General features: G+C 49.0%; 22 protein-coding genes and 2 rRNA genes. 8 read left to right on the forward strand and 16 right to left on the reverse strand.

What is annotated here, in order from left to right:
- Window positions 1–43 precede the first annotated feature (43 nt).
- On the forward strand, window positions 44–304 hold the full coding sequence (locus A9B99_RS06965) for a YfhL family 4Fe-4S dicluster ferredoxin (RefSeq protein WP_064596043.1): 261 nt from the start codon (window positions 44–46) through the stop codon (window positions 302–304).
- Here the strand turns inward: A9B99_RS06965 and acpS are convergent.
- The 11 genes from acpS to rpoE all read right to left on the reverse strand — a co-directional run bounded on the left by acpS (window position 301) and on the right by rpoE (window position 9,673).
- Window positions 301–681: a holo-ACP synthase gene (acpS, locus tag A9B99_RS06970; RefSeq protein ID WP_064596045.1), complete on the reverse strand. Its 381-nt coding sequence runs from the start codon at window positions 679–681 to the stop codon at window positions 301–303. The genes A9B99_RS06965 and acpS overlap by 4 nt on opposite strands.
- A complete protein-coding gene (gene pdxJ / locus A9B99_RS06975; RefSeq protein ID WP_064596047.1) occupies window positions 681–1,412 on the reverse strand; it encodes a pyridoxine 5'-phosphate synthase in 732 nt (243 codons plus the stop codon). Before pdxJ ends, acpS begins: the two co-directional genes overlap by 1 nt.
- A 70-nt stretch (window positions 1,413–1,482) precedes the next feature.
- Complete coding sequence (gene recO / locus A9B99_RS06980; protein ID WP_064596049.1) at window positions 1,483–2,223, reverse strand: DNA repair protein RecO; 741 nt, start codon at window positions 2,221–2,223, stop codon at window positions 1,483–1,485.
- Window positions 2,224–2,234: 11 nt separating this feature from the next.
- Window positions 2,235–3,140, reverse strand: a complete 906-nt coding sequence (era, locus tag A9B99_RS06985) for a GTPase Era (protein WP_064596050.1) — start codon at window positions 3,138–3,140, stop codon at window positions 2,235–2,237.
- The gene (gene rnc, locus A9B99_RS06990; protein WP_064596052.1) at window positions 3,137–3,817 is read right to left on the reverse strand and encodes a ribonuclease III; all 681 of its coding nucleotides are present in this window, start codon (window positions 3,815–3,817) and stop codon (window positions 3,137–3,139) included. Before rnc ends, era begins: the two co-directional genes overlap by 4 nt.
- 166 nt (window positions 3,818–3,983) lie before the next feature.
- A complete protein-coding gene (gene lepB / locus A9B99_RS06995; protein ID WP_064596054.1) occupies window positions 3,984–4,958 on the reverse strand; it encodes a signal peptidase I in 975 nt (324 codons plus the stop codon).
- Window positions 4,959–4,970: 12 nt separating this feature from the next.
- Window positions 4,971–6,770 (reverse strand): translation elongation factor 4, encoded by a 1,800-nt coding sequence (gene lepA / locus A9B99_RS07000; protein ID WP_064596056.1) that lies wholly within the window; start codon window positions 6,768–6,770, stop codon window positions 4,971–4,973.
- Window positions 6,771–6,972: 202 nt separating this feature from the next.
- Entirely contained in the window at window positions 6,973–7,452 is a 480-nt protein-coding gene (rseC, locus tag A9B99_RS07005; protein ID WP_064596058.1) for a SoxR-reducing system protein RseC, read from the reverse strand.
- Entirely contained in the window at window positions 7,449–8,405 is a 957-nt protein-coding gene (gene rseB / locus A9B99_RS07010) for a sigma-E factor regulatory protein RseB (protein ID WP_064596060.1), read from the reverse strand. Before rseB ends, rseC begins: the two co-directional genes overlap by 4 nt.
- Entirely contained in the window at window positions 8,405–9,064 is a 660-nt protein-coding gene (rseA, locus tag A9B99_RS07015) for an anti-sigma-E factor RseA (RefSeq protein ID WP_064596062.1), read from the reverse strand. Before rseA ends, rseB begins: the two co-directional genes overlap by 1 nt.
- Window positions 9,065–9,097: 33 nt before the next feature.
- On the reverse strand, window positions 9,098–9,673 hold the full coding sequence (gene rpoE / locus A9B99_RS07020; protein ID WP_064596063.1) for an RNA polymerase sigma factor RpoE: 576 nt from the start codon (window positions 9,671–9,673) through the stop codon (window positions 9,098–9,100).
- 423 nt (window positions 9,674–10,096) lie between these two features.
- On the opposite strand from rpoE, the gene nadB reads away from it, so the two are divergent.
- The gene (nadB, locus tag A9B99_RS07025) at window positions 10,097–11,716 is read left to right on the forward strand and encodes an L-aspartate oxidase (protein ID WP_064596065.1); all 1,620 of its coding nucleotides are present in this window, start codon (window positions 10,097–10,099) and stop codon (window positions 11,714–11,716) included.
- Here the strand turns inward: nadB and trmN are convergent.
- Complete coding sequence (trmN, locus tag A9B99_RS07030; RefSeq protein WP_064596068.1) at window positions 11,701–12,438, reverse strand: tRNA(1)(Val) (adenine(37)-N(6))-methyltransferase TrmN; 738 nt, start codon at window positions 12,436–12,438, stop codon at window positions 11,701–11,703. The two genes, nadB and trmN, sit on opposite strands and share 16 nt — an antisense overlap.
- Window positions 12,439–12,567: 129 nt before the next feature.
- Here trmN and srmB point away from each other — a divergent pair, with 129 nt between their 5' ends.
- Window positions 12,568–13,920, forward strand: coding sequence for an ATP-dependent RNA helicase SrmB (gene srmB, locus A9B99_RS07035; protein WP_064596069.1), 1,353 nt, complete (start codon window positions 12,568–12,570; stop codon window positions 13,918–13,920).
- Window positions 13,921–14,055: 135 nt separating this feature from the next.
- On the opposite strand, the gene grcA is transcribed toward srmB, so the two are convergent.
- Complete coding sequence (grcA, locus tag A9B99_RS07040) at window positions 14,056–14,439, reverse strand: autonomous glycyl radical cofactor GrcA (RefSeq protein WP_036116431.1); 384 nt, start codon at window positions 14,437–14,439, stop codon at window positions 14,056–14,058.
- A gap of 316 nt (window positions 14,440–14,755) precedes the next feature.
- Between grcA and ung the strand changes: the two genes are divergently transcribed.
- A complete protein-coding gene (ung, locus tag A9B99_RS07045; RefSeq protein ID WP_064596071.1) occupies window positions 14,756–15,448 on the forward strand; it encodes a uracil-DNA glycosylase in 693 nt (230 codons plus the stop codon).
- A 61-nt stretch (window positions 15,449–15,509) separates the two neighbouring features.
- On the opposite strand, the gene A9B99_RS07050 is transcribed toward ung, so the two are convergent.
- On the reverse strand, window positions 15,510–16,532 hold the full coding sequence (locus A9B99_RS07050; RefSeq protein WP_064596073.1) for a tRNA/rRNA methyltransferase: 1,023 nt from the start codon (window positions 16,530–16,532) through the stop codon (window positions 15,510–15,512).
- Between the two features lie 204 nt (window positions 16,533–16,736).
- On the opposite strand from A9B99_RS07050, the gene trxC reads away from it, so the two are divergent.
- From trxC to pssA, 4 genes are all read left to right on the forward strand, one after another.
- Window positions 16,737–17,168 carry a thioredoxin TrxC gene (gene trxC / locus A9B99_RS07055; protein WP_064596075.1) on the forward strand — a complete coding sequence of 144 codons (432 nt, stop codon included), beginning with the start codon at window positions 16,737–16,739 and terminating at the stop codon, window positions 17,166–17,168.
- Between the two features lie 59 nt (window positions 17,169–17,227).
- Window positions 17,228–17,929 carry a tRNA-uridine aminocarboxypropyltransferase gene (locus A9B99_RS07060; protein WP_064596077.1) on the forward strand — a complete coding sequence of 234 codons (702 nt, stop codon included), beginning with the start codon at window positions 17,228–17,230 and terminating at the stop codon, window positions 17,927–17,929.
- 33 nt (window positions 17,930–17,962) lie between these two features.
- Window positions 17,963–20,623, forward strand: a complete 2,661-nt coding sequence (locus tag A9B99_RS07065; protein WP_064596080.1) for a bifunctional acetate--CoA ligase family protein/GNAT family N-acetyltransferase — start codon at window positions 17,963–17,965, stop codon at window positions 20,621–20,623.
- A gap of 102 nt (window positions 20,624–20,725) precedes the next feature.
- Window positions 20,726–22,081, forward strand: coding sequence for a CDP-diacylglycerol--serine O-phosphatidyltransferase (gene pssA, locus A9B99_RS07070; protein ID WP_064596081.1), 1,356 nt, complete (start codon window positions 20,726–20,728; stop codon window positions 22,079–22,081).
- Between the two features lie 255 nt (window positions 22,082–22,336).
- On the opposite strand, the gene rrf is transcribed toward pssA, so the two are convergent.
- Together rrf and A9B99_RS07080 are read right to left on the reverse strand one after the other, a co-directional pair.
- Window positions 22,337–22,452 (reverse strand): 5S ribosomal RNA (gene rrf, locus A9B99_RS07075).
- Window positions 22,453–22,653: 201 nt separating this feature from the next.
- Window positions 22,654–22,893, reverse strand: a 23S ribosomal RNA gene (locus A9B99_RS07080); the annotation flags it as partial.

The raw sequence follows: 22,893 nt of genomic DNA on the forward strand, positions 1-22,893 counted from the left end.
GTATAATACCAGCCCTTTTTTTCTGCGTTACCGAGACTGCATTATGGCACTACTGATCACTAAAAAATGTATTAACTGCGATATGTGTGAGCCAGAGTGCCCGAATCAGGCTATCTCCATGGGCGCGGATATCTACCAGATTGACGCAGACCGATGCACAGAGTGTATCGGCCACTACGAAACACCAACCTGCCAGAAAGTGTGCCCCATCCCCAATACAATTATTATTAACCCGGCACACCAGGAAAGTGAGGAGCAGTTATGGGATAAATTCGTCCTGCTCCATCATGCGGATAAAATCTAACGCTCAAATATCACTGAAGCACAGGCGTAATGCCGTTCGTCGGCAATAGTGACATGGATGGAACTCACCCCCAACCTTTCAGCCAGTGCTGCTGCTTCACCATGTAAGCAAAGTTGTGGTTTGCCAAGCGCATCGTTAACCACCTCAAACTGCTCAAACGCCAGGCCATTGCGAATACCTGTCCCCATGGCTTTCGATGCGGCTTCTTTCACTGCAAAGCGCTTTGCCAGAAAGCGTGCTGGCTGCTGGTGAGCAGCAAACTGTTGCCATTCATTTGCATGAAGAATTCGCTTTGCAAAACGTTCACCAGTGCGCGCCATCACAGCTTCGATACGCGCGATTTCAACGATATCCGTACCAATACCAACAATAGCCATCAGCCACGGGCTTCCAGCATCAGGCGTTTCATTTCGCTGACAGCGTCTTTCAGACCGGACATCACCGCACGGCCAATAATCGCATGGCCAATGTTCAGTTCATGCATTTCAGGAATGGCCGCTATCGCCTGGACATTGTGGTAAGTCAGCCCGTGCCCGGCATTCACTTTCAGGCCTTTGCTTGCTGCGTACTGAGCAGCCTCTTTAATACGGGCCAGCTCTTTCGCCTGCGTGACTTCATCTTCTGCATCAGCATAGCAACCCGTATGCAGTTCAATATAAGGGGCACCTGCCGCCACTGCGGCATCAATTTGGGCATGCTCAGGGTCGATAAACAAAGAAACCTGAATGCCTGCAGCAGCCAGACGTTTGCAGGCATCTGCCAGTTTCTCAGGTTGCCCGGCGACATCCAGCCCCCCTTCCGTTGTTACTTCCTGGCGTTTCTCTGGCACCAGGCAGCAAAAATGTGGGCGGGTTTCACAGGCAATGCCAACCATCTCTTCTGTTACCGCCATTTCAAGATTCATTCGGGTATGCAGTGTCTGGCGTAAAATACGCACATCGCGATCGGTAATATGGCGGCGATCCTCACGCAAATGCACCGTGATACCATCGGCTCCTGCCTGCTCAGCAATAAATGCGGCCTGAACTGGATCCGGGTATGCGGTTCCGCGTGCATTACGCAACGTTGCAATGTGATCAATGTTAACGCCTAACAACAAATCAGCCATGACAGCTCTCCGTTATGAATACGATATTAGCGGAGTGTACACCGCGCAACGAAAGCCTGGCTACGTTCGCTTAATCTTCACCACTGCCATCGGGAGTAAGCGGCGATTTTTTCGGCAGGAACTGGCGGAAAAGTTCCCGGCTTTTCAGCGGCTTTCCACCCAAATAAGGTTTGAGAGCAATACGGGTAAACCGTTTGGCGGCACGAAGGGTATCAGCATCAGGAAACTCACGGCTGGCGAGCGCCTTGAGTTGCCGGCCTGTAAAACTGGTGTTATCAATGACCAGGCTGGCAATAAAGCCTTTTTCTTCGCGGTAACGGTAAGTCATGGTGTCATCCACCTGTGCTCCTGAACCGGCACAGTGCAGAAAATCGACGCCATAACCCAGGCAAGACAACAGCGCCAGTTCAAACTGGCGTAATGCAGGCTCCGGGGAACCGGTTGCACCGGCCAGATTCTGAATACAGTGCAAATAGTCGAAAAATAGTGCGGAATAACGGGTCTCTTGCTCAAGTACCCGTGAAAGCAGTTCATTGATATATAAACCGCTGTACAGCGCGATGCCGGTAAGAGGTAATGCCAGTGAGACGGCTTCAGCACTGCGCAGGGTTTTCACCTCACCCCGCCCTCCCCAGCGAACCAGAAGCGGCGTGAAGGGCTGGAGAGTGCCTTTAAGGTGGGAACGGCGGGAACGGGCACCTTTGGCAATGACACGTATGCGCCCTTGTTCTTCAGTGAACAAATCAAGAAGAAGGCTGGTTTCGCTCCAGGGGCGACCATGCAAAACAAAAGCCCGCTGCCAGCCTTCCACTGTATCAGACCTTAAAGATCATCGACATAACCCAGGCTACGCAGCGCCCGCTCGTCATCAGCCCAGCCTGATTTCACTTTCACCCACAGTTCAAGATGCACTTTGGCTTCGAACATGTCTTCCATGTCTTTGCGGGCTTCAATACCAATGGTTTTTATTTTGGCACCTTTGTTACCAATAACCATTTTTTTCTGACCTTCTCTCTCCACCAGAATCAGGCCATTGATATCGTATCCACCCCGTTCGTTAGTAACAAAACGCTCAATTTCAACGGTAACGGAATACGGTAATTCAGCCCCCAGGAAACGCATCAGTTTTTCACGAATGATTTCTGAGGCCATAAAGCGCTGGGAGCGATCTGTAATATAGTCTTCCGGGAAATGGTGAATAGCCTCCGGCAGATGTTTACGAACAATGCTCGCGATGGTGTCAACATTGGTCCCGTCTTCTGCGGAAATCGGCACAATATCGAGGAAGTTCATCTGCTGGCCCAGGAACTGTAAATGAGGTAACAGGTCAGCTTTGTCTGCCACGTTATCCACTTTATTAACAGCCAGAATTACCGGCGCTTTGCCATCTTTTAGCTTGTTGAGCACCATTTCGTCATCTGGCGTCCAGCGGGTACCTTCAACAACGAAAATAACCAGTTCAACATCGCCAATCGAGCTGCTTGCAGCACGGTTCATCAGGCGGTTAATCGCCCGTTTTTCTTCCATATGTAAGCCTGGGGTATCAACATAAATTGCCTGATACAGGCCTTCGGTATGGATGCCGACGATACGGTGACGTGTCGTCTGCGCTTTGCGCGAGGTGATGGAAATCTTTTGCCCCAGCAGTTTGTTCAACAACGTGGATTTACCCACGTTCGGACGCCCTACTATTGCAATAAACCCGCAGTAAGTATTTTCTTCGCTCATTCCAGCTCCAGCTGTTTTAGCGCCTGTTCAGCGGCTGCCTGCTCCGCTTTGCGGCGGCTGGAACCAGTGCCAACCACGGGCTCGCTCAGGCCACTAACCTGGCAGTGAATCGTAAATTCCTGGTCATGGGCTTCGCCCCGTACCTGAACAACCAGATAACCAGGCAATGGTAAATGGCGCCCTTGCAGAAATTCTTGTAAACGTGTTTTCGGATCTTTTTGTTTATCGCCCGGGCTGATTTCATCAAGGCGTGTTTGATACCAACTGAGGATCAAACGTTCCACCGTCTGAATATCACTGTCGAGAAAAACACCGCCAATCAGTGCTTCTACTGTGTCCGCCAGAATAGACTCCCGACGGAACCCCCCACTTTTCAATTCGCCCGGCCCTAAACGCAGGCATTCGCCCAACTCAAATTCACGGGCAATTTCCGCCAGAGTATTACCCCGTACCAATGTGGCTCGCATACGGCTCATATCGCCTTCGTCCACCCGAGGAAAGCGGTGATAGAGCGCATTAGCAATAACATAACTAAGAATAGAATCACCAAGGAATTCCAGACGTTCATTATGCTTGCTACTGGCACTACGGTGGGTTAATGCCTGCTGCAAAAGATCCTGATGATGAAAAGTGTAGCCCAGCTTCCGCTGAAGCCGATTAATTAAGATGGGGTTCATGTGATACCAATTAATGAATGCGTCAACAATTCAGCACACGGAACAGAGCTGATTTCCAAACCTGTTTCGTGTGCTGTGGCTCCCATTTAAGGGAGCCAACCTAAAAACTCGGGGGGATATTCTATACACAACAACAAGGGATGTCGTTATCTGATTAATCTTTTAATTAATGAATACCACCTATTCGACTAAATCTAATGCCAGTCGGCCACTGACCTTCCTGTTTTTCGAAGCTCATCCAGATTGCAGTCGCTTTACCAACCAAATTAGCCTCAGGTACAAACCCCCAATAACGGCTGTCTGCGCTGTTATCACGGTTATCACCCATCATGAAATATTCACCCGGCGGCACAACCCAGGTAGCCAGTGGTTGGCCCGGTTGCTGGTAATACATACCCAGTTGATCCTGAGCAATAGGCACCGTAAGAATACGGTGTGTTACGTTACCCAGGCTCTCTTTACGCTCAGCAAGACGGATACCGCCATCTTTTGTCTGGTTTTGCGGCAATTGCCAGAAACCACTTGATGCCTCACCACCGCTGGTCCGTTCAAATGTCTGAACGAAATCACTGGCTTCAACGTTCGAATAAGTAATCGGCAACGCACTGCCACATGCCTGGCCTGAACTGCAATTCGGCTGAATAGTCAGTTCTTTGGTTGATGGATCATAAGTAATGCGATCACCAGGCAGGCCAATAACACGTTTAATGTAATCAAGACTCGGGTCTTTGGGATATTTGAATACTGCAATATCGCCACGTTTAGGGTGCCCGGTTTCAATCAGTGTTTTTTGGAAAATAGGATCTTTAATACCATAGGCGAATTTTTCTACCAGAATAAAATCGCCTATCAGTAACGTCGGCATCATAGAACCCGATGGAATTTGGAAGGGTTCGAAGATAAATGAACGCACAATCAAAACAATAGCAAGAACCGGAAAAATTGATGCGCCAGTTTCCAACCAGCCGGGCTTAGGCCCAACTTTCTTCAATGTTTTCGTATCCAGCGCACCATCTGTGGCCGCCTGTGCGGCGGCCTGCTTCTCACGTCGCTTTGGTGCAAAGATAAACTTGTCAATGCACCATAATACGCCCGTCACCAGTGTTGCAATGACAAGGACCAGGGCAAACATATTTGCCATGCCAACTCCTTATTATTTGCTATCTTTACCCACATGCAGAATTGCAAGGAAGGCTTCCTGAGGCAGTTCTACGTTACCGATCTGCTTCATGCGTTTTTTACCTTCTTTCTGTTTCTGTAGCAGTTTCTTCTTACGGCTGACGTCACCACCATAACATTTTGCCAGTACGTTTTTACGTAACTGTTTCACCGTCGAACGGGCAATAATGTGGTTACCAATCGCGGCCTGAATTGCAATGTCAAATTGCTGACGCGGAATCAACTCTTTCATTTTCTCAACCAGGTCGCGGCCACGATAAGGGGCGTTATCCCGGTGAGTAATGATTGCCAGAGCATCCACGCGCTCACCATTGATTAATACATCCACACGCACCATGTCGGAAGTCTGGAAACGTTTGAAGTTGTAATCAAGCGAAGCATAACCACGCGAGGTTGATTTCAGGCGGTCGAAGAAATCCAGAACCACTTCGGCCATTGGAATTTCGTAAGTCAGCGCGACCTGGTTGCCGTGGTAGACCATGTTCGTCTGCACACCACGCTTCTCAATGCACAGCGTGATCACGTTACCCAGATATTCCTGCGGCAGCAGCATGTTACATTCAGCAATAGGTTCGCGTAATTCTGCAATATTATTGATAGCAGGTAACTTGGAGGGGCTGTCAACATACAGCTCTTCACCTGCCGTGGTTTCAATTTGATACACCACAGTTGGCGCTGTTGTTATCAGATCCAGATCATACTCACGCTCCAGACGCTCCTGGATAATCTCCATGTGGAGCAGGCCAAGGAACCCACAGCGGAAACCGAAGCCCAGTGCACTGGACGTCTCTGGTTCATAGAACAAAGATGCATCGTTCAGGCTGAGTTTACCCAGCGCATCACGAAACGCTTCATAGTCATCGGAACTGACCGGGAATAGCCCTGCGTATACCTGTGGCTTCACTTTTTTGAAACCAGGCAAAGCTTTGTCCGCTGGTGCCCGGGCCAAAGTAAGCGTATCGCCCACTGGCGCACCATGGATATCTTTAATCGCGCAAACTAACCAACCTACTTCGCCGCAATTAAGGACATCGCGATCAACCTGTTTTGGCGTAAAGATACCCAAACGGTCTGCATTGTAGGTCTGCCCGGTGCTCATCACCTTGATTTTATCGCCTTTGCGCAGGCTACCGTTTTTAATACGAATCAAAGAGACAACACCCAGGTAGTTATCGAACCATGAGTCGATAATCAAAGCCTGCAGTGGTGCTTCCGGGCTGCCTTCCGGAGCCGGAATATCCCGAACCAGGCGCTCCAGCACTTCGGGCACACCCACACCGGTTTTAGCCGAGCAGCGAACAGCATCAGCGGCATCAATACCGACAATGTCTTCAATTTCTTCTGCGACACGCTCAGGGTCTGCAGCCGGTAAGTCAATTTTGTTCAGTACGGGCACCACTTCAAGATTCATCTCGATAGCGGTGTAGCAGTTTGCCAGAGTCTGCGCTTCAACTCCCTGCCCGGCGTCAACCACCAGCAGGGCTCCTTCACAAGCGGCCAAAGAGCGTGACACCTCATAGGAGAAGTCAACATGGCCTGGAGTATCGATAAAATTTAACTGGTAAACCTGGCCGTCGGTTGCTTTGTAGTCGAGTGTCACGCTTTGCGCTTTAATGGTAATACCGCGCTCACGTTCAAGATCCATGGAATCCAGCACCTGCGCGGCCATTTCCCGGTCACTCAAACCGCCACAAATCTGGATAATTCGGTCCGACAGCGTCGACTTACCGTGGTCGATATGGGCGATGATAGAAAAGTTGCGTATGTTCTTCATATGTGGAGATTTATGCCTTTCAAATCCTGGGGGGCTACGCGTTATGCGCTGTATAAGCCTGCTATCTTTATGGCCGACTGGTGCCTGAAACGCTGCATTCTACACTACAACCAGAAAGCGAGGAAATGCTCATGCACTCCTGTGCCGCGGTTACTTCATTTATTGAGAGGCGGCAGCAGGCACCTGTTGTTTTTGGGAGGGATTACCTGGAAGTGGCAGAAGAGGAATCAACAGTACGCCAGGCGTCAGGCGGCAACCCAATGCTCAAAATCACCGGGTGCATTGAAGCGCGTGCACTCAGCCGGGAGGCTCCCCAGCGCGCAACACAAAAGCCCAGCAGTCCACCCGCCAGCGCGCCAATGCCAGTCCACAGGTTGCTGGCAAATGCACCCTGGCAAATACCGGCCACCATAAACAAGCCAATGAGTGGCACCATATAAACCAGTAAAGCAGAACCCAGCAAACTGCTTTCAGCAATACCCAGTTCAACTTTCTGCCCGGCACGGAGCGGCTCTTTCGAGTGAACTGAAATTTGGTGTACCGTTTCTGGCCCAAGTTTGTTTAATACCCGGCTACCACAACCTTTGCGTGATGAACACTGGCTACAACCACTCTGCACATCACACTGAACTGTCGCTGTACCATTTTGCCAGGAAATTACGGTTGCCCACTCTTTAATCATTGTGTAGCCCTGAATTTCACGCTGTCTGCAATACGTTTTGCTGTTTGTGGTGGCAACTCACCCACAACAGTAATTTCCATGCTGTTACGCACTTCACTGCTGACTGTTCGCCGGCCAGTCCGTAATAACTGATCACCGGTAACACCTTCAGCACGGTTAATATTTATCGAAAAACTGAACAGACCATCAGAATAGAGGCGAGACTCAACAGGAACATCAAGAGTCGGTATAGGACGACGGCTGCTGGATACTTCAGTAAAACCTTGTGGTAGCCAGGTCGGTGCCCAGGTAAAGTTGTTTTTTTCCGTGTCAGGCATTGAAAGCAAGGGCGGTAAACTGGCCTTTTCAAGTTTCTTTATTTTATCCGGGACTTGCGCTTCAACTGTAAAGGATATAACCCGGAACTGCTCCAGTGTTTCTCCATCACGGTCAAGTAAGTCAACCCGCAGCGGAAGATGTGTTTCGCTATCCAGCCAGACAATATAGCTGTAGCGCGTGCCATCTCGGGCAACAATACGCACAACCTCGCACAACCTGTCAGCAACCCGGGTTCGGCCAACCGGAATAAAATCATAATAAGGCGCGAGGCGCTTGAAATCGCTGTAGACCAGGGAAGGTAACGAATCGACAATATAATCGCCGTTAAGCGTGAAAGGATCCAGACCTGGCTCAAAATAGCTGATTTCATTGCCGCGCTGAACGACTTCACGGCGAGGGCCATCCATCTGAAGGAGTTGAGCCAGAGTTTCATTGTTCAGCCGGGCATGAGAATAACGTAGCGATTCCACACCCTGTTTATTGATGCTGATAAAAGAAAGCTCATAGTTCAGGGACTGGCTGGCATGGTTCATTTCCTGCAACAACGCCCCGGGCGATGTAGTATCTGCCGAGGCGTTCTGCGTAAAAAAAACACTACCAGCCAGTAAAGAGACAATGCACAAAAGCTGCTTCATTACTGCGATTGCGTTCCTAAAGTTTGATTGCCGGGAACTTCAATACCCGCCTGCCTGGTTTGCGCCTGTTCAAATTGCAGTTTTTCTGCGTGCAACCGGCGCTGCAGTTCGTAGTCCTGTAGCATGGCATTAATGCGACGACGTTGTTCCTGCATTTGTTGCTGGCCGCCATCCACACTCATGCTGTCAGACGGCACACCAAGGCTAACCGGGCTGGCTTTACCCATCATGGGTAAAGTATTGAACACCGGAGTTTCAGGCTGAGCAACAGAATCAGTTGCCCTGCCACCGGTATTATATTGCTGCACGCCAACTATCACGGCAAGCGATACGCACGCGGCCACACCAATTTGGGTGAGCTGACTCGCCCAGGGGCGAAGCTTTTTCCAAAACGGCATTTTTTGCCATTGGTGAGGCGTTGGCTGAGATTCTGTAATAAGAGGCGACGGGTTACGTGCGGGCTCTTTTTCTATGGCTTCCATAACACGGGCGGAAATATCCAAATCCAGGACTGTTCCTGTATCGCCACGGAGAGTGTCACGGATAAGGTGATAGCTTTCCCACGTCTGTAATAGTGATTTATCGCGCGATAACTCGCTGATAGTTTCACTGTCCAGAGTTTCACCATCCATAAGAGCGGAAAGTTTTTCTTTCTGCATGCCTAGATACCTTTTTCCAGTATGCCGCTATCGTCAACGCCGGATAAGCGGTTGAACTTTATTATCAATTGCTTCCCTGGCCCGGAAGATACGTGAACGAACAGTACCCACAGGGCAGTCCATGATGGCTGAGATCTCTTCATAACTCAGCCCTTCAATCTCCCGCAATGTAATAGCCATACGCAAATCTTCCGGGAGGGACTCAATTGTCCGGAAAACAATCTGTCTCAGTTCCTCAGACAACATTAAGTTCTCAGGGTTCGAAATTTCTTTTAATGCCCCACCCGTTTCGAAATTTTCAGCATCATTTGCATCAACATCGCTGGATGGTGGGCGACGCCCCTGAGCAACCAGGTAATTTTTCGCGGTATTCACCGCAATACGATACAGCCAGGTATAAAAAGCACTTTCACCCCGGAAAGAATCCAGCGCGCGATATGCCTTAATGAAAGATTCCTGAACCACATCAGGTACATCACCTGAAGGAACATAACGGGAAACCAAACTCGCAACCTTATGCTGGTAGCGAACAACCAGTAAGTTGAATGATTTTTGATCTCCCTTCTGGACCCGTTCGACAAGAACCTGATCCGCTAACTGCTCGCTCATCCGAGGTAATTTCTCCCCAAACCCAAATTCCTACGCGTAACCAAACTGCCACTCTGTCTTCGCACAATGAGCAAGCACCAGCTAAGACACGCAGAAACAACCAGAGTTCCATTACGCTATTGTTTTTGTTCATCGATTACGGACAAATATCATTTTCATTCTTTTTTGCCGCAGCTAAACGCAAATTCTGGAAACAGATAGTTGCATTCAGGCTTGTGCAGGGTATCTCATGCATCATGTTTTTTCACCTTAAAATCACTGACTAAGAGTAAGCCTCGCAAATATTTACTTAAATTTGCTTTTCCTCTGGCTGACGCCACCCCGCTTGTTTAGTCTTTGCTACTAAAATAAAAAAAATATGCATTTTTTCACAACCAGGTGCTATGCTCAGCAAATCTTGTTTAGTAAATTAAACACAATATCATGACAACTTCATCTGATTATATTAGTGACGTGCTGATTATAGGGAGTGGTGCTGCGGGCTTGTCTTTGGCGTTACGCCTTGCCAGCAACCATAAGGTGATTGTACTGAGCAAAGGCCCCATCAGCGAAGGCTCCACTTTTTATGCACAAGGCGGAATTGCTGCTGTTTTTGATGAAACAGACAGTGTTACAGCGCATGTGGAAGATACGCTGATAGCCGGAGCGGGTATTTGCGAACAGAGTGCTGTGGAGTTTGTTGCCAGCAATGCCCGACATTGTGTGCAATGGTTGATAGACCAGGGCGTGATGTTCGATACGGAAACTCAGCCCAATGGTGAAGCTGGTTATCACCTGACTCGTGAAGGTGGGCACAGCCATCGCCGAATTCTTCACTCAGCCGATGCCACAGGTAAAGCAGTCGAAACCACCCTTGTCAGCCAGGCGTTAAGCCACCCTAATATTCGCGTTCTCGAACGGTTTAATGCCGTCGACCTGATCATTTCAGACAAGATTGGCTTATCCGGCACCCGGCGAGTTGTCGGCGCATGGATTTGGAACCGTGAAAAAGAAAAAGTAGAAACCTGCAAGGCACGTTCTGTGGTACTGGCAACCGGAGGGGCATCAAAGGTCTACCAGTATACGACAAACCCGGATATTGCTTCTGGTGATGGTGTAGCTATGGCCTGGCGCGCAGGTTGCCGGGTGGCAAACCTTGAATTTAACCAGTTCCATCCCACTGCGTTATTTCACCCACAGGCACGCAATTTCTTATTAACGGAAGCACTCCGGGGCGAAGGCGCCTATCTTACTCGCGCAGATGGTTCCCGTTTTATGCCAGAGATTGATGCGCGTGCAGAACTGGCTCCCCGGGATGTGGTTGCCAGGGCAATTGACCATGAAATGAAACGCCTTGGCGCAGATTGCATGTACCTCAATATTAGCCACAAACCCGCACCTTTCATTCGCCAGCACTTCCCCATGATTTACGAGAAGCTGTTAACGCTGGGTATTGATTTAACGACCGACCCTGTTCCTGTAGTTCCCGCAGCGCATTACACTTGCGGCGGTGTGATGATTGATGAACACGGAAGAACCGATATTGACGGGTTATATGCCATTGGTGAAGTAAGCTATACCGGTCTGCATGGCGCCAACCGCATGGCATCGAATTCACTGTTGGAATGCCTGGTGTATGGCTGGTCAGCGGCAGAAGATATCAACAAGCGACTGCCGGCAACCAAACATGCCCAATACCTGCCAGTATGGGATGAAAGCCGGGTTGATGATGCCGATGAACGAGTGGTCATTCAGCATAACTGGCATGAGCTTCGCCTGTTGATGTGGGATTACGTGGGGATTGTACGAACCAATAAACGTCTTGAGCGGGCGTTACGGCGTATCATGATGCTTCAGCAAGAAATTCATGAATATTATGCCAATTTCCGCGTTTCTAATAATCTACTGGAACTGCGTAACCTGGTTCAGGTTGCTGAATTAATTGTCCGTTGCGCCCTGATGCGTAAAGAGAGCCGTGGGCTGCATTACACACTGGATTACCCGGATATGTTGCCTGAATCCGGGCCAACGATTCTTTCACCCACCAGCTACATAAATAAATAGAAGTCCTGGGTCAGGCCAGTGTAAGCCTCTGAGTAACGCTGGTCTGACCCACGGATAACAATTTGCTCTGCAAAGAATTCCCCGGCGCTGGGCGACAAACCGAGCAACACGCGGTGTGGCGGTTTACCTTCATGCTCAGTGATATTCGCACGAAAACGGCAATGCCAGCCTTGTTGTTCTGCCTGCAACACAAAAGCCTGCCCTATTGATTCTGGCAAAACGACACAAAAAAAACCCTGTTCAGTAATGCGGTCTGCCGCGCATTGCAACAGAGAGCTATGATCGAGTTGCGTAGTGTAACGAGCATGTTCACGCTCAGGTGTTGCGCAGGATACACCTTTGTCGAAGTACGGCGGGTTACTGACAATAAGTTCATAACGTTCAGTATGCTGCAAATGCCACTGTTTAATATCAGACTGGTAAACCGTAATTTTATCTGCCCATGGCGAAGCTGCGACATTTTCCCGTGCCTGAATAGCGGCTGCATTATCAATCTCAACAGCATCAATGAACGCATGCCCATGGGTGCGCTGAGCCAGCATCAATGCCAGTAAGCCACTTCCCGTGCCAATATCCAGAATGCGCTTCACGCCGGCTACAGGTGCCCAGGCCCCCAGGAGTACACCATCAGTTCCGACTTTCATCGCACAACGGTCGTGAGCCACAAAAAATTGTTTGAAGGTGAACCCACCCCGACGAAGTACTGCTTTATGCCCGGTCATACTTGCTACCTTTACCTGAATCCGTTGTAGCATAGGAGAAAGGGCGTTACGGGGAAAGGGGTTCATGATATTAGAGATGAACATATTAGCCTAAACGTCTATAATCGCCCCCCCACTCAGAGGTAGATGATGACTGTAACCACTTTTTCCGAACTCGAACTTGATGAAAGCCTGCTGGATGCACTCCAGGATAAAGGCTTTACTCGCCCGACAGCTATTCAGGCTGAGGCAATTCCTCCTGCACTGGAGGGGCGCGATATCCTGGGCTCTGCACCAACTGGAACCGGGAAGACTGCGGCTTACTTACTGCCGGTGATGCAACATCTGCTCGATTTTCCGCGTAAAAAGTCCGGGCCTCCTCGGGTGTTGATCCTCACTCCGACTCGCGAGCTGGCTATGCAGGTTGCAGAGCATGCCAAAGAGCTGGCTGCCCATACAAAGCTGGATATTGCCACCATTACTGGCGGCGTCGCTTACATGAACCACGCAGAAGTATTCAGTGAAAACCAGGACATTGTTGTCGCAACGACTGGCCGCCTGCTGCAATACATTAAAGAAGAGAATTTCGACTGTCGCGCCGTTGAAATGCTGATTCTCGATGAAGCAGACCGGATGCTGGATATGGGGTTTGCCCAGGATATTGAGCATATATCAGGTGAAACTCGCTGGCGTAAACAAACCATGTTGTTTTCCGCCACCCTTGAAGGGCAGGCGATAAAAGATTTTGCTGAACGTTTACTTGAAGACCCGGCCGAAGTGTCTGCCACCCCATCCGTTCGTGAGCGTAAAAAAATACACCAGTGGTATTACCGCGCTGACAACGTTGAGCATAAAACTGCGTTGCTGGTAAACCTGCTGGGTCAGCCTGATGTTACACGTTCTATTGTTTTTGTGCGTAAGCGTGAGCGTGTGCATGAGTTAGCCGGGTGGCTGCGTGATGCCGGAATTCAAACCTGTTATCTCGAGGGAGAAATGGTTCAGGCTAAACGTAATGAAGCAATCAAACGCCTGACCGATGGCCGGGTTAATGTGCTTATTGCTACGGATGTTGCCGCTCGCGGTATTGATATTCCTGATGTCAGCCATGTATTTAACTTCGACTTACCGCGAGGGAGCGACACTTATCTTCACCGCATTGGCAGAACCGGCCGCGCCGGGCGCAAAGGGACAGCTATTTCGTTAGTTGAAGCGCACGACCATTTATTGCTGGGCAAAATTGAGCGTTATATTCAGGAGCCACTCAAATCGCGCATTATTGAGGAGCTCAGGCCGACCACGCGAACCCCGAGTGACAAACTGAAAGGGAAACCGTCCAAAAAGGTTAAAGCTCGCCGTGAAGAGAAGAAAAAAGAGCAGAATAAAACAAAAGGGCGAGTGAAGCAGCGCCACCGTGACACCAAAAATGTGGGTAAAAGGCGCAAGCCAGCCGCTGCTGCTAAACAGGCTTCACCGGAAGCAGAAGGCACTGACAAACAGTCATAATTAATCCTGGACACGTTATTCCACACGACAGGCCTGTGCTCATGTACGGGCCTTATTATTTGTTTTGACCAGCCATGAATACAAAAAAAACGCCACACCCGCAGGTATGGCGCTGAAAAAACGGTTGGCGTGCTATTACAGACTTTCAGTGAAAGTACGGGCAATAACATCACGCTGCTGTTCTGGCGTTAGTGAGTTAAAACGCACTGCATAACCAGAAACACGAATAGTCAGTTGCGGGTATTTTTCCGGGTGTTTTACTGCGTCTTCCAGTGTTTCACGACGCAGCACATTCACGTTCAGGTGCTGACCACCTTCAACACGAACTTCTGGTTTAACTTCCATTGGGATTTCACGATATTCGATTTCACCCAGTTTGCTAACTGAAACCACTTCATCTTCGGCAAAGCCTGCTTTAGCACAAACACAACGTGCTTCACCTTTTTCGCTGTCCAGCAGCCAGAAAGAGTTCATCAAATCGTCATTTGCAGCTTTTGTAATCTGAATACCAGTAATCATGCTATGTCTCCCTAAGAGCAGTTCTTCGTGATTTTAATGGCCAGTGCCTGGCCAATTGGTAAAACCATTGTTGCGATATTGTTTGTATACCAGTCACCAGGCCTGCATTCTTTGATTTTAATCAAAGAAAACCATGCGACTAAAAAGGTCATTAATAGTTCTATTTGTTTTACATCAACTTATGCGTTTCATTGATGGATAAAAGTTTTGTAAATTTTCAAAAAAAATTGAATGAAATAAACAAAAATGAAGGTGCTATTTTGCTTCGTAGGGGGAACAGGGTAAGCTAGCTCCAGAAAAATTGTGGGAGAGAGGCATGGCAGGAAAACTAACCTGGCACGATGTGCTGGCTGAGGAAAAACAGCAACCTTATTTCATCGAAACACTGCAAAGAGTGGCTGATGTTCGCCGGTCTGGTATTACCGTCTACCCACCAGCAAAAGATGTGTTTAATGCATTTCGTTATACAGAATTAGGTGATATCAAAGTCGTGATTCTGGGTCAGGACCCTTATCACGGCCCGGGGCAAGCCCATGGTCTGGCTTTCTCTGTGCTGCCAGGCATTGCACCACCGCCATCACTAGTGAATATGTATAAAGAGCTGGAAGGTTCGTTACCCGGTTTTCAACGCCCGAACCATGGCTATCTTGAAAGCTGGGCACGGCAGGGAGTATTGCTGCTCAACACAGTGCTAACCGTTGAGGCAGGGAAAGCGCATTCTCACGCCAGTTTTGGCTGGGAAACATTCACAGATAAAGTGATTTCATTGATTAATGCGCACTGTGAAGGTGTCGTTTTTCTGTTATGGGGCGCCCATGCCCAGAAAAAAGGCAGTATAATCGACCGACAAAGACATGTCGTTTTACAGGCTCCTCACCCGTCGCCGCTATCTGCTCACCGTGGTTTCTTTGGATGTGGGCATTTTATTAAGGCCAATGAGTATTTAGCTGAACGTGGCCTGCCACCCATTGATTGGGTACCTCATTTACCTGAAGCACCACAAGCGTAACGCCTGTAAAAAAGCCGGCGCAAAATCAATGCCCCGGCTTGTTCATTACGCCTGAAAATACTTAGTGATTCTGGCGCCACCATTCAGCAAGAATAATCCCGCTGGCTACGGAGACGTTCAGGCTACTGGCACTGCCGATTCCATCAATTGAGACATGCAAATCGGAATTGAGCAGAGCTTCATGCTTCTCATCACTGCCTTCACGGCCAATCAGCAAAACAACCTTTTTCGGCAACTCTGCTGAAAATAAAGGTGTACCACCTTTCCCAGAGGTGCCAACAATGGTGTAGCCTGCAGCCCTGAACTGACGCAGCGCTTCCTCAACACTACTGGAGGTAATCGCGCTAACATGCTCGGCTCCGCCTTCTGCTGTTCTCACCGCAGCACCAGATTCCAGTAACCCGGCATCATTCACCAAAACCCCGTTCACACCAAAGTGTGCGCAGGAGCGAACGATCCCCCCCAGGTTATGAGGATTACTGACATCTTCAAGCGCGAGAACACAATCAGTTTCGCCAGCCTGGCTTACCCAGGTATCTACTTCAATACCACGGCGCTTTTTAATCAGGAAACACACACCACCATGATGTTCAGTACCTGACGCTTTCGTGAGTTCTTCATCATCAACCACATGGTATGCTTTGCGGTTAGCGGCCATCCAGCGCAAGGCCTCTTTGAAGCGCGGGGTTACGCTCTGAACAAACCAACCACGGACAATCGCTTCAGGACGATTCTGGAATAATGCCAGGCAGGCATTGACGCCATATACGCGCGTTTCTTCTGCCCGTTGCCGACGTAAAACTTCCGGGTCGATAAAGCTTTTACCACTAATACCACCATGATCCACTTCAGGCTGTTCTGTTTCACCGGGCGCTCTGGACACAGTACGCCATGGAGAACGTTCGCGCGACGCCTTGCCGTCAGTGTCTTTACGTGGACCTTTCCCTTGTCCCCGGGATGGTTTATCCGGACGTCCGCCGCCTTTGCCTGTGCGGGGATTACGCCCACGTTCACTTGAGGCATCATCCGAACGAACATACATCACCTTCACTTTACCGCTCTTACCTTTCATCTCGTCGCTCATTCTCTTTCTCCACCAGCGCTGCGCGAAGCGCGAAGATTACCTGATGTAGCAAGCGTTATCTATTTCCTTTACGCAAAAGCTAACAACTATTGTACCCATCGAATAAATCGCATTGCTGTTAGCAACCTTAACAATAATAATACGCAACATATATTAAACATTTATCCGTAACTTCACAGTGACGAATTATCGTTGAGGTTAACTATGAAAACAGTATGTACCGCCTGCCAGTCCATCAATCGCCTTCCCGAAGAACGCCTCCAGGATGGCGCAAAATGTGGCCGGTGCGGTCACGCACTGTTTGATGGCAGTATCGTCAATGCTACCAGTAAAACACTGGACACAATCCTCAAAGATGACCTGCCTGTTGTTATTGATTTTTGGGCTCCCTGGTGCGGCCCGTGCCGTAACTTCGCGCCTGTTTTTGAAGAAGTCGCGGAGGAACGCCGCGAACATATACGTTTCGTGAAAATCAACACCGAAGCCGAACAAGAATTAAGTGCGCGTTTTCGTATCCGCAGTATTCCCACCATCATGATGTTTAAACAAGGCGAACTGGTGGATATGCTCAATGGTGCTATGCCAAAAGCTCCGTTTGATGAATGGTTGAATGAAAGCCTGGAAACACAATCCTGAATCACTTGTTCCAATATCTCCACTCTGAGAGAATGGCGTTTTTCTTGTAAGCCACTTCCATGCACGATAACGCCGTTCTCCGCTTACGCGAGGCAAGACTCGCCCGGTCCACTCGCCCATTTCTTGCCCGTGGCAACAAGGTTCGTCGCTGCCAGCGCTGCCTGCTTGCACTGACGCAGTGCTTATGTGACACCCTGGTTACAGCACCCTCACGCAGCCAGTTCAGTTTACTCATGTACGATACTGAGCCATTGAAGCCGAGTAATACAGGCCGCCTGATTGCAGATATTCTGCCGGGAACAACCGCATTTCAGTGGTCACGCACCGAACCACCAGAACCGCTATTATCATTAATTTCATCAGGTGACTGGCAACCTATGGTCGTGTTTCCGGCCAGTGATACGGGTGAATCACGCAAGGTATATCATCGGCCCCCGACTACCGGGAAACCGCTACTGTTTATTATGCTGGATGGGACATGGAGCGAAGCCCGAAAAATGTTTCGTAAAAGCCCCTGGCTGGACACGCTACCGGTCATTTCTGTCGATTTGAATGCCACTTCCGCCTACCAGTTACGTGAAGCTCACGGTGAAGGGCAGTATTGCACAGCTGAAGTGGCTATTGCCTTGCTGGAACTGTCTGGTGATGTTTTTGCATCCCGGCAATTAACCCGGCATTTCACGCTGTTCCGCGAACGTTATCTTGCCGGAAAAGCTCATCATTCACACAAGGTCACAGCAAAACTGGAAGAAAGCATTTAAACTCAGCGAGTCATATCTCTTAGGGAGAGGAAGATGAGCCAGAGAGGACTGGAAGCACTATTACGCCCGGCATCGATTGCCGTTATTGGTGCCTCAATGAAACCCGGGCGTGCAGGTTTTCTGATGATGCAAAACTTACTGGCCGGTGGGTTCAAAGGCCCTGTATTGCCCGTAACACCTGCATGGAAAGCAGTTTGTGGTGTTCTGGCATGGCCTGAAGTAAGTGCATTACCTTTTTCGCCAGATCTCGCCGTACTTTGTACCCATGCCAAACGCAACATTGAGTTACTAACAGCACTGGGTAAAAAAGGCTGCAAAACATGTATTGTGCTTTCTTCTCCCCCAGAGCAACAGGCTGAGCTGCTCTCCTGTGCCCAACAATGGCAAATGCGCATTCTTGGCCCTAACAGCCTCGGGTTACTTGCTCCCTGGCAAGGGCTGAATGCCAGTTTTTCTCCTGTTCCTATACGCAAAGGAAAACTGGCATTTATTTCCCAATCAGCTGCTGTATCCAACACTATCCTTGACTGGGCTCAACAGCGTGAAATGGGTTTTTCTTATTTTGTCGCGCTTGGCGACAGCCTGGATATCAGCGTAGATGAACTGCTCGACTTTTTAGCCCGGGATAGCAAGACCAGCGCTATTCTGCTGTATCTTGAACACCTTTCCGATGCCCGCCGTTTTGTGTCTGCCGGGAGAAGTGCCTCCCGTAACAAACCTGTTGTTGTCATCAAAAGCGGGCGTAGTGAGCAAGCCTGGAAGTTACTCAAAACCCACGGTGGGCTGGATATTGCATGGGATGCGGCTATTCAGCGCGCAGGTATGTTGCGTGTTCAGGATACTCATGATCTCTTCTCCGCAGTAGAAACCCTCAGCCACATGCGCCCGCTAAAGGGCGAGAAGATTATGATCATGAGTAACGGGGCAGCACCTGCCGCACTGGCAATTGATGCTTTGTGGTTAAGAAACGGCAAACTAAGTGAACTAACAGAAGAAACCTGTAGGCAACTGGCAAAGTTGCTTCCTGCCAGTGTGGAGGCCAGCAACCCGCTCGATTTACGGGATGATGCCACTCCTGAACATTATTGCCAGGCATTAAGCTGTATGCTTGATGACAGTAACATCGATACGTTGCTGATTATTCACGCCCCCAGTGCAGCAGCCCCGGCAACAGAATGCGCTCAGGCGATTATCCAGCAATTGAAACAGCACCCGCGCGGCAGACGCCTGACCATCCTGACAAACTGGTGTGGTGAGCATTCTTCGATTGAGGCCCGGCGGTTATTCAGTGACGCAGCTATCCCTACTTACCGGACACCAGAAGGTGCTATCACCGCGTTTATGCATATGGTTGAATACCGGCGCAACCAAAAGCAATTGCGTGAAACCCCTGCACTACCCGCCAACCTGCAACAAAATACAACAGAAGCCCACCGGAGATTACAGCAAGCATTAGAGCAAGGCGTCACCACACTGGATACCCATGAGGTTCGCCCAATTCTGGAAGCTTATGGCCTGAAAACACTACCAACATGGATTGCTGGTGACAGCGCTGAAGCTGTGCATATTGCAGAGCAAATTGGCTACCCGGTTGCCCTGAAATTACGTTCCCCGGATATTCCTCATAAGTCCGAAGTTCAGGGGGTGATGTTGTACCTCAGAACCCCTGCTGAAGTTGAGCATGCAGCAGAAGCAATTATTGACCGTGTCAGGCTGACCTGGCCTCAGGCAAGTATTCATGGTTTGTTGGTCCAAAGCATGGCTAACCGGGCTGGAGCTCAGGAACTCCGTATCCAGGTGGATAACGATCCTCTTTTTGGTCCGCTGATCATGTTGGGTGAAGGTGGCCGGGACTGGCAACCAGATAAACAAGCTGTTGTTGCCTTACCTCCCCTGAATATGAACCTTGCGCGCTATTTGATCATTCAGGCAATTAAATTAGGGAAGATCCGTGGGCAAAGTGCGTTATCACCACTTGATATTACCGGGCTGAGCCACATTCTGGTGCAAGTATCTAACCTGATTATTGATTGCCCGGAAATCAGTAAGCTGGATATTCATCCACTGCTGGTTTCTGGCAGTGATTTCAGTTTGCTGGATGTGACACTGCAACTGGTTCCTCAAGAAAATACAGTACAACGCCAGCTTGTTATTCGCCCTTATCCTCATGAATTCGAAGAGCAAGTCGTACTGAAAAGTGGTGCCAGCTGTTTATTTCGCCCTATTCTTCCTGAGGATGAACCCTTGCTGCAACTGTTTATCAGCCAGGTAACTAAAGAAGATCTCTATTACCGTTATTTCAGCGAAATCAATGAATTTACCCATGACGATTTAGCTAACATGACGCAGATAGACTACGATCGAGAAATGGCTTTTGTCGCCGTTCGTTCAACACCTGGAGGGGATGAAATTATCGGTGTATCACGGGCAATATCAGATCCTGATAATGTCGATGCCGAATTTGCCGTATTGGTTCGCTCTGATCTTAAAGGGTTGGGATTAGGGAGAAAGTTGATGGAAAAACTTATCAACTATACCCGTGAACATGGGCTCAATAATTTAAACGGCATCACCATGCCTGGAAATCAGGGGATGATAACGCTCGCCAAAAAACTGGGGTTTCATATTGAGACGATGCTGGAAGATGGCATTGTCAGCCTGTCTCTGCCACTATCAACAGAGTCTGAATTATGAATATGTTAGCTACATTCATGCCTTGTAGTGGTATCATCGACAGATTCTGTCGCCAGGCTCAAGCGTCTGGCAGCCTTAAATAGAGAGAAGATTAGCACTGTGATGTTGTCCAGACTTAAGCGAAATAAACATCAACAACACCTTGCCCAGTTACCCAAGCTTCCTCAGTCAGTTGATGATGTTGAGTTCTTTTTTTCCCCTGCAGATTTCAGGGAAACACTGCTGGAAAAAATAGCGACGGCGACAAGGCGCATCTGTATTGTTGCGCTATATTTGGAGCAGGATGATGGCGGACAGGCAGTGCTTGCAGCCCTGTATCAGGCTAAAAAGCTCCGCCCGGAATTAGAGGTAACTGTACTGGTTGACTGGCACCGTGCACAACGCGGGCGCATAGGTGCGGCAGCATCGGACACAAACGCAGACTGGTATGCCAGAATGGCTTCTGAACATCCAGGTACGGTTATTCCCGTCTATGGCGTTCCTGTCAATACGCGTGAAGCATTGGGTGTACTGCATTTTAAAGGTTTCATTATTGATAACGCTGTTTTGTACAGCGGTGCCAGTTTGAACGATGTATACCTTCATCAACATGATAAATACCGCTACGATCGCTACCACTTAATCCGCAACAGCGCTCTGGCAGATACGCTGTATGTTTGGGTAAAACAAAATTTGGTAGCTGGCATGGCTGTAAACCGGCTCGATGCCCCTGAGCGGCCAAAAAGTCAGGATATCAAAAATGATATTCGCTTATACCGGCAGAAACTACGGGAAAGTAGCTACCATTATACCGGGCGGTCAGATAACGAAACACTATCGGTGACACCACTGGTTGGTCTTGGTAAATCCAGTTTACTGAACCGAACCATTTGCCACCTGATTCCATGCACTGAACACAAGTTGACCATCTGCACCCCCTATTTTAATTTACCCGCTATTTTAGTCCGTAATATCATTGGGCTACTACGAGCCGGGAAACAAGTCGAAATTATTGTGGGTGATAAAACCGCCAATGATTTCTATATTCCTGAAGATCAGCCGTTTAAAATTATTGGTGCCTTACCATATCTTTATGAGATCAATTTGCGCAGGTTTATTAGCCGGTTGCAATATTATGTCAACAGTGGTCAGTTAATTGTTCGTTTATGGAAAGATGCTGACAATAGCTACCACCTGAAAGGTATGTGGGTAGATACTGAATGGATGCTGCTAACGGGCAACAACCTGAATCCTCGTGCATGGCGGCTTGATCTTGAAAATGCCATTCTGGTACATGATCCACTTAATGAACTGGAAGCTCCACGAGAGCATGAACTCCAGCTAATTCGCCAGCACACAACCATCGTTCAGCATTATCGTGACCTGCAAAGTATTGCAGACTACCCGATTAAAGTTCGTAAACTCATTCGCCGTTTACGCCGGATTCGTATCGATAAGTTGATTAGTAGAATGTTATAACTTACCTTTATTTCCTTGTCTGGTTTCGCCAGGCAAGGTTTTCTTCTCTCCTGTTATTTCTTCCTTATTAAGCCAGTTATCTCACTTTCTTATTTGATGTCAGCTTATGTTTGTTATCTATTGCGGCATAACACATTTGTGGTGATATCTGAGTTAGCTCTGCGCACGTCAGTTGTCTTCTGATTAGCCGTTAATTTTCTGAAGACACAAAAGCAAAAAACCCCCAGCTTTCGCTGAGGGTTCTTCTTAATTAAAGCCTGGCAGTTCCCTACTCTCGCATGGGGAGACCCCACACTACCATCGGCGCTACGGCGTTTCACTTCTGAGTTCGGCATGGGGTCAGGTGGGACCACCGCGCTCTTGCCGCCAGGCAGATTCTTTGTGCTCGGTCGTGTCTCTTTTACGTTCTTGCTGTGTTGCTCTCGCCTGCTCGCTCAGTCACATACTTCAGTATGCTCCTTACGCGGTGCGGCTCTGCGCCTTGCCATAACGTAAAATCCATCACGACTTTACTTATCCGTCAACAGGCTGAAAATTTCGTCTCTCTCACACCAAAACATCTTTGGCGTTGTAAGGTTAAGCCTCACGGTTCATTAGTACCGGTTAGCTCAACGCATCGCTGCGCTTACACACCCGGCCTATCAACGTCGTCGTCTTCAACGTTCCTTCAGGACTCTCAAAGAGTCAGGGAGAACTCATCTCGGGGCAAGTTTCGTGCTTAGATGCTTTCAGCACTTATCTCTTCCGCATGTAGCTACCGGGCAGTGCCATTGGCATGACAACCCGAACACCAGTGATGCGTCCACTCCGGT

Source organism: Mangrovibacter phragmitis (assembly GCF_001655675.1).
Lineage (GTDB): Bacteria > Pseudomonadota > Gammaproteobacteria > Enterobacterales > Enterobacteriaceae > Mangrovibacter > Mangrovibacter phragmitis.

Bases quoted from the DNA above. Each gene is read 5' to 3' on its own strand.
- srmB (WP_064596069.1), top strand. From the start codon at position 12,568: ATGACTGTAACCACTTTTTCCGAACTCGAACTTGATGAAAGCCTGCTG.
- acpS (WP_064596045.1), bottom strand. From the start codon at position 681: ATGGCTATTGTTGGTATTGGTACGGATATCGTTGAAATCGCGCGTATC.
- nadB (WP_064596065.1), top strand. From the start codon at position 10,097: ATGACAACTTCATCTGATTATATTAGTGACGTGCTGATTATAGGGAGT.
- A9B99_RS07065 (WP_064596080.1), top strand. From the start codon at position 17,963: ATGAGCCAGAGAGGACTGGAAGCACTATTACGCCCGGCATCGATTGCC.
- ung (WP_064596071.1), top strand. From the start codon at position 14,756: ATGGCAGGAAAACTAACCTGGCACGATGTGCTGGCTGAGGAAAAACAG.
- era (WP_064596050.1), bottom strand. From the start codon at position 3,140: ATGAGCGAAGAAAATACTTACTGCGGGTTTATTGCAATAGTAGGGCGT.
- rseB (WP_064596060.1), bottom strand. From the start codon at position 8,405: ATGAAGCAGCTTTTGTGCATTGTCTCTTTACTGGCTGGTAGTGTTTTT.
- rnc (WP_064596052.1), bottom strand. From the start codon at position 3,817: ATGAACCCCATCTTAATTAATCGGCTTCAGCGGAAGCTGGGCTACACT.
- pdxJ (WP_064596047.1), bottom strand. From the start codon at position 1,412: ATGGCTGATTTGTTGTTAGGCGTTAACATTGATCACATTGCAACGTTG.
- trmN (WP_064596068.1), bottom strand. From the start codon at position 12,438: ATGACCGGGCATAAAGCAGTACTTCGTCGGGGTGGGTTCACCTTCAAA.
- lepB (WP_064596054.1), bottom strand. From the start codon at position 4,958: ATGGCAAATATGTTTGCCCTGGTCCTTGTCATTGCAACACTGGTGACG.
- rseC (WP_064596058.1), bottom strand. From the start codon at position 7,452: ATGATTAAAGAGTGGGCAACCGTAATTTCCTGGCAAAATGGTACAGCG.
- A9B99_RS07060 (WP_064596077.1), top strand. From the start codon at position 17,228: ATGCACGATAACGCCGTTCTCCGCTTACGCGAGGCAAGACTCGCCCGG.
- pssA (WP_064596081.1), top strand. From the start codon at position 20,726: ATGTTGTCCAGACTTAAGCGAAATAAACATCAACAACACCTTGCCCAG.
- trxC (WP_064596075.1), top strand. From the start codon at position 16,737: ATGAAAACAGTATGTACCGCCTGCCAGTCCATCAATCGCCTTCCCGAA.
- A9B99_RS07050 (WP_064596073.1), bottom strand. From the start codon at position 16,532: ATGAGCGACGAGATGAAAGGTAAGAGCGGTAAAGTGAAGGTGATGTAT.
- rpoE (WP_064596063.1), bottom strand. From the start codon at position 9,673: ATGAGCGAGCAGTTAGCGGATCAGGTTCTTGTCGAACGGGTCCAGAAG.
- rseA (WP_064596062.1), bottom strand. From the start codon at position 9,064: ATGCAGAAAGAAAAACTTTCCGCTCTTATGGATGGTGAAACTCTGGAC.
- grcA (WP_036116431.1), bottom strand. From the start codon at position 14,439: ATGATTACTGGTATTCAGATTACAAAAGCTGCAAATGACGATTTGATG.
- A9B99_RS06965 (WP_064596043.1), top strand. From the start codon at position 44: ATGGCACTACTGATCACTAAAAAATGTATTAACTGCGATATGTGTGAG.
- lepA (WP_064596056.1), bottom strand. From the start codon at position 6,770: ATGAAGAACATACGCAACTTTTCTATCATCGCCCATATCGACCACGGT.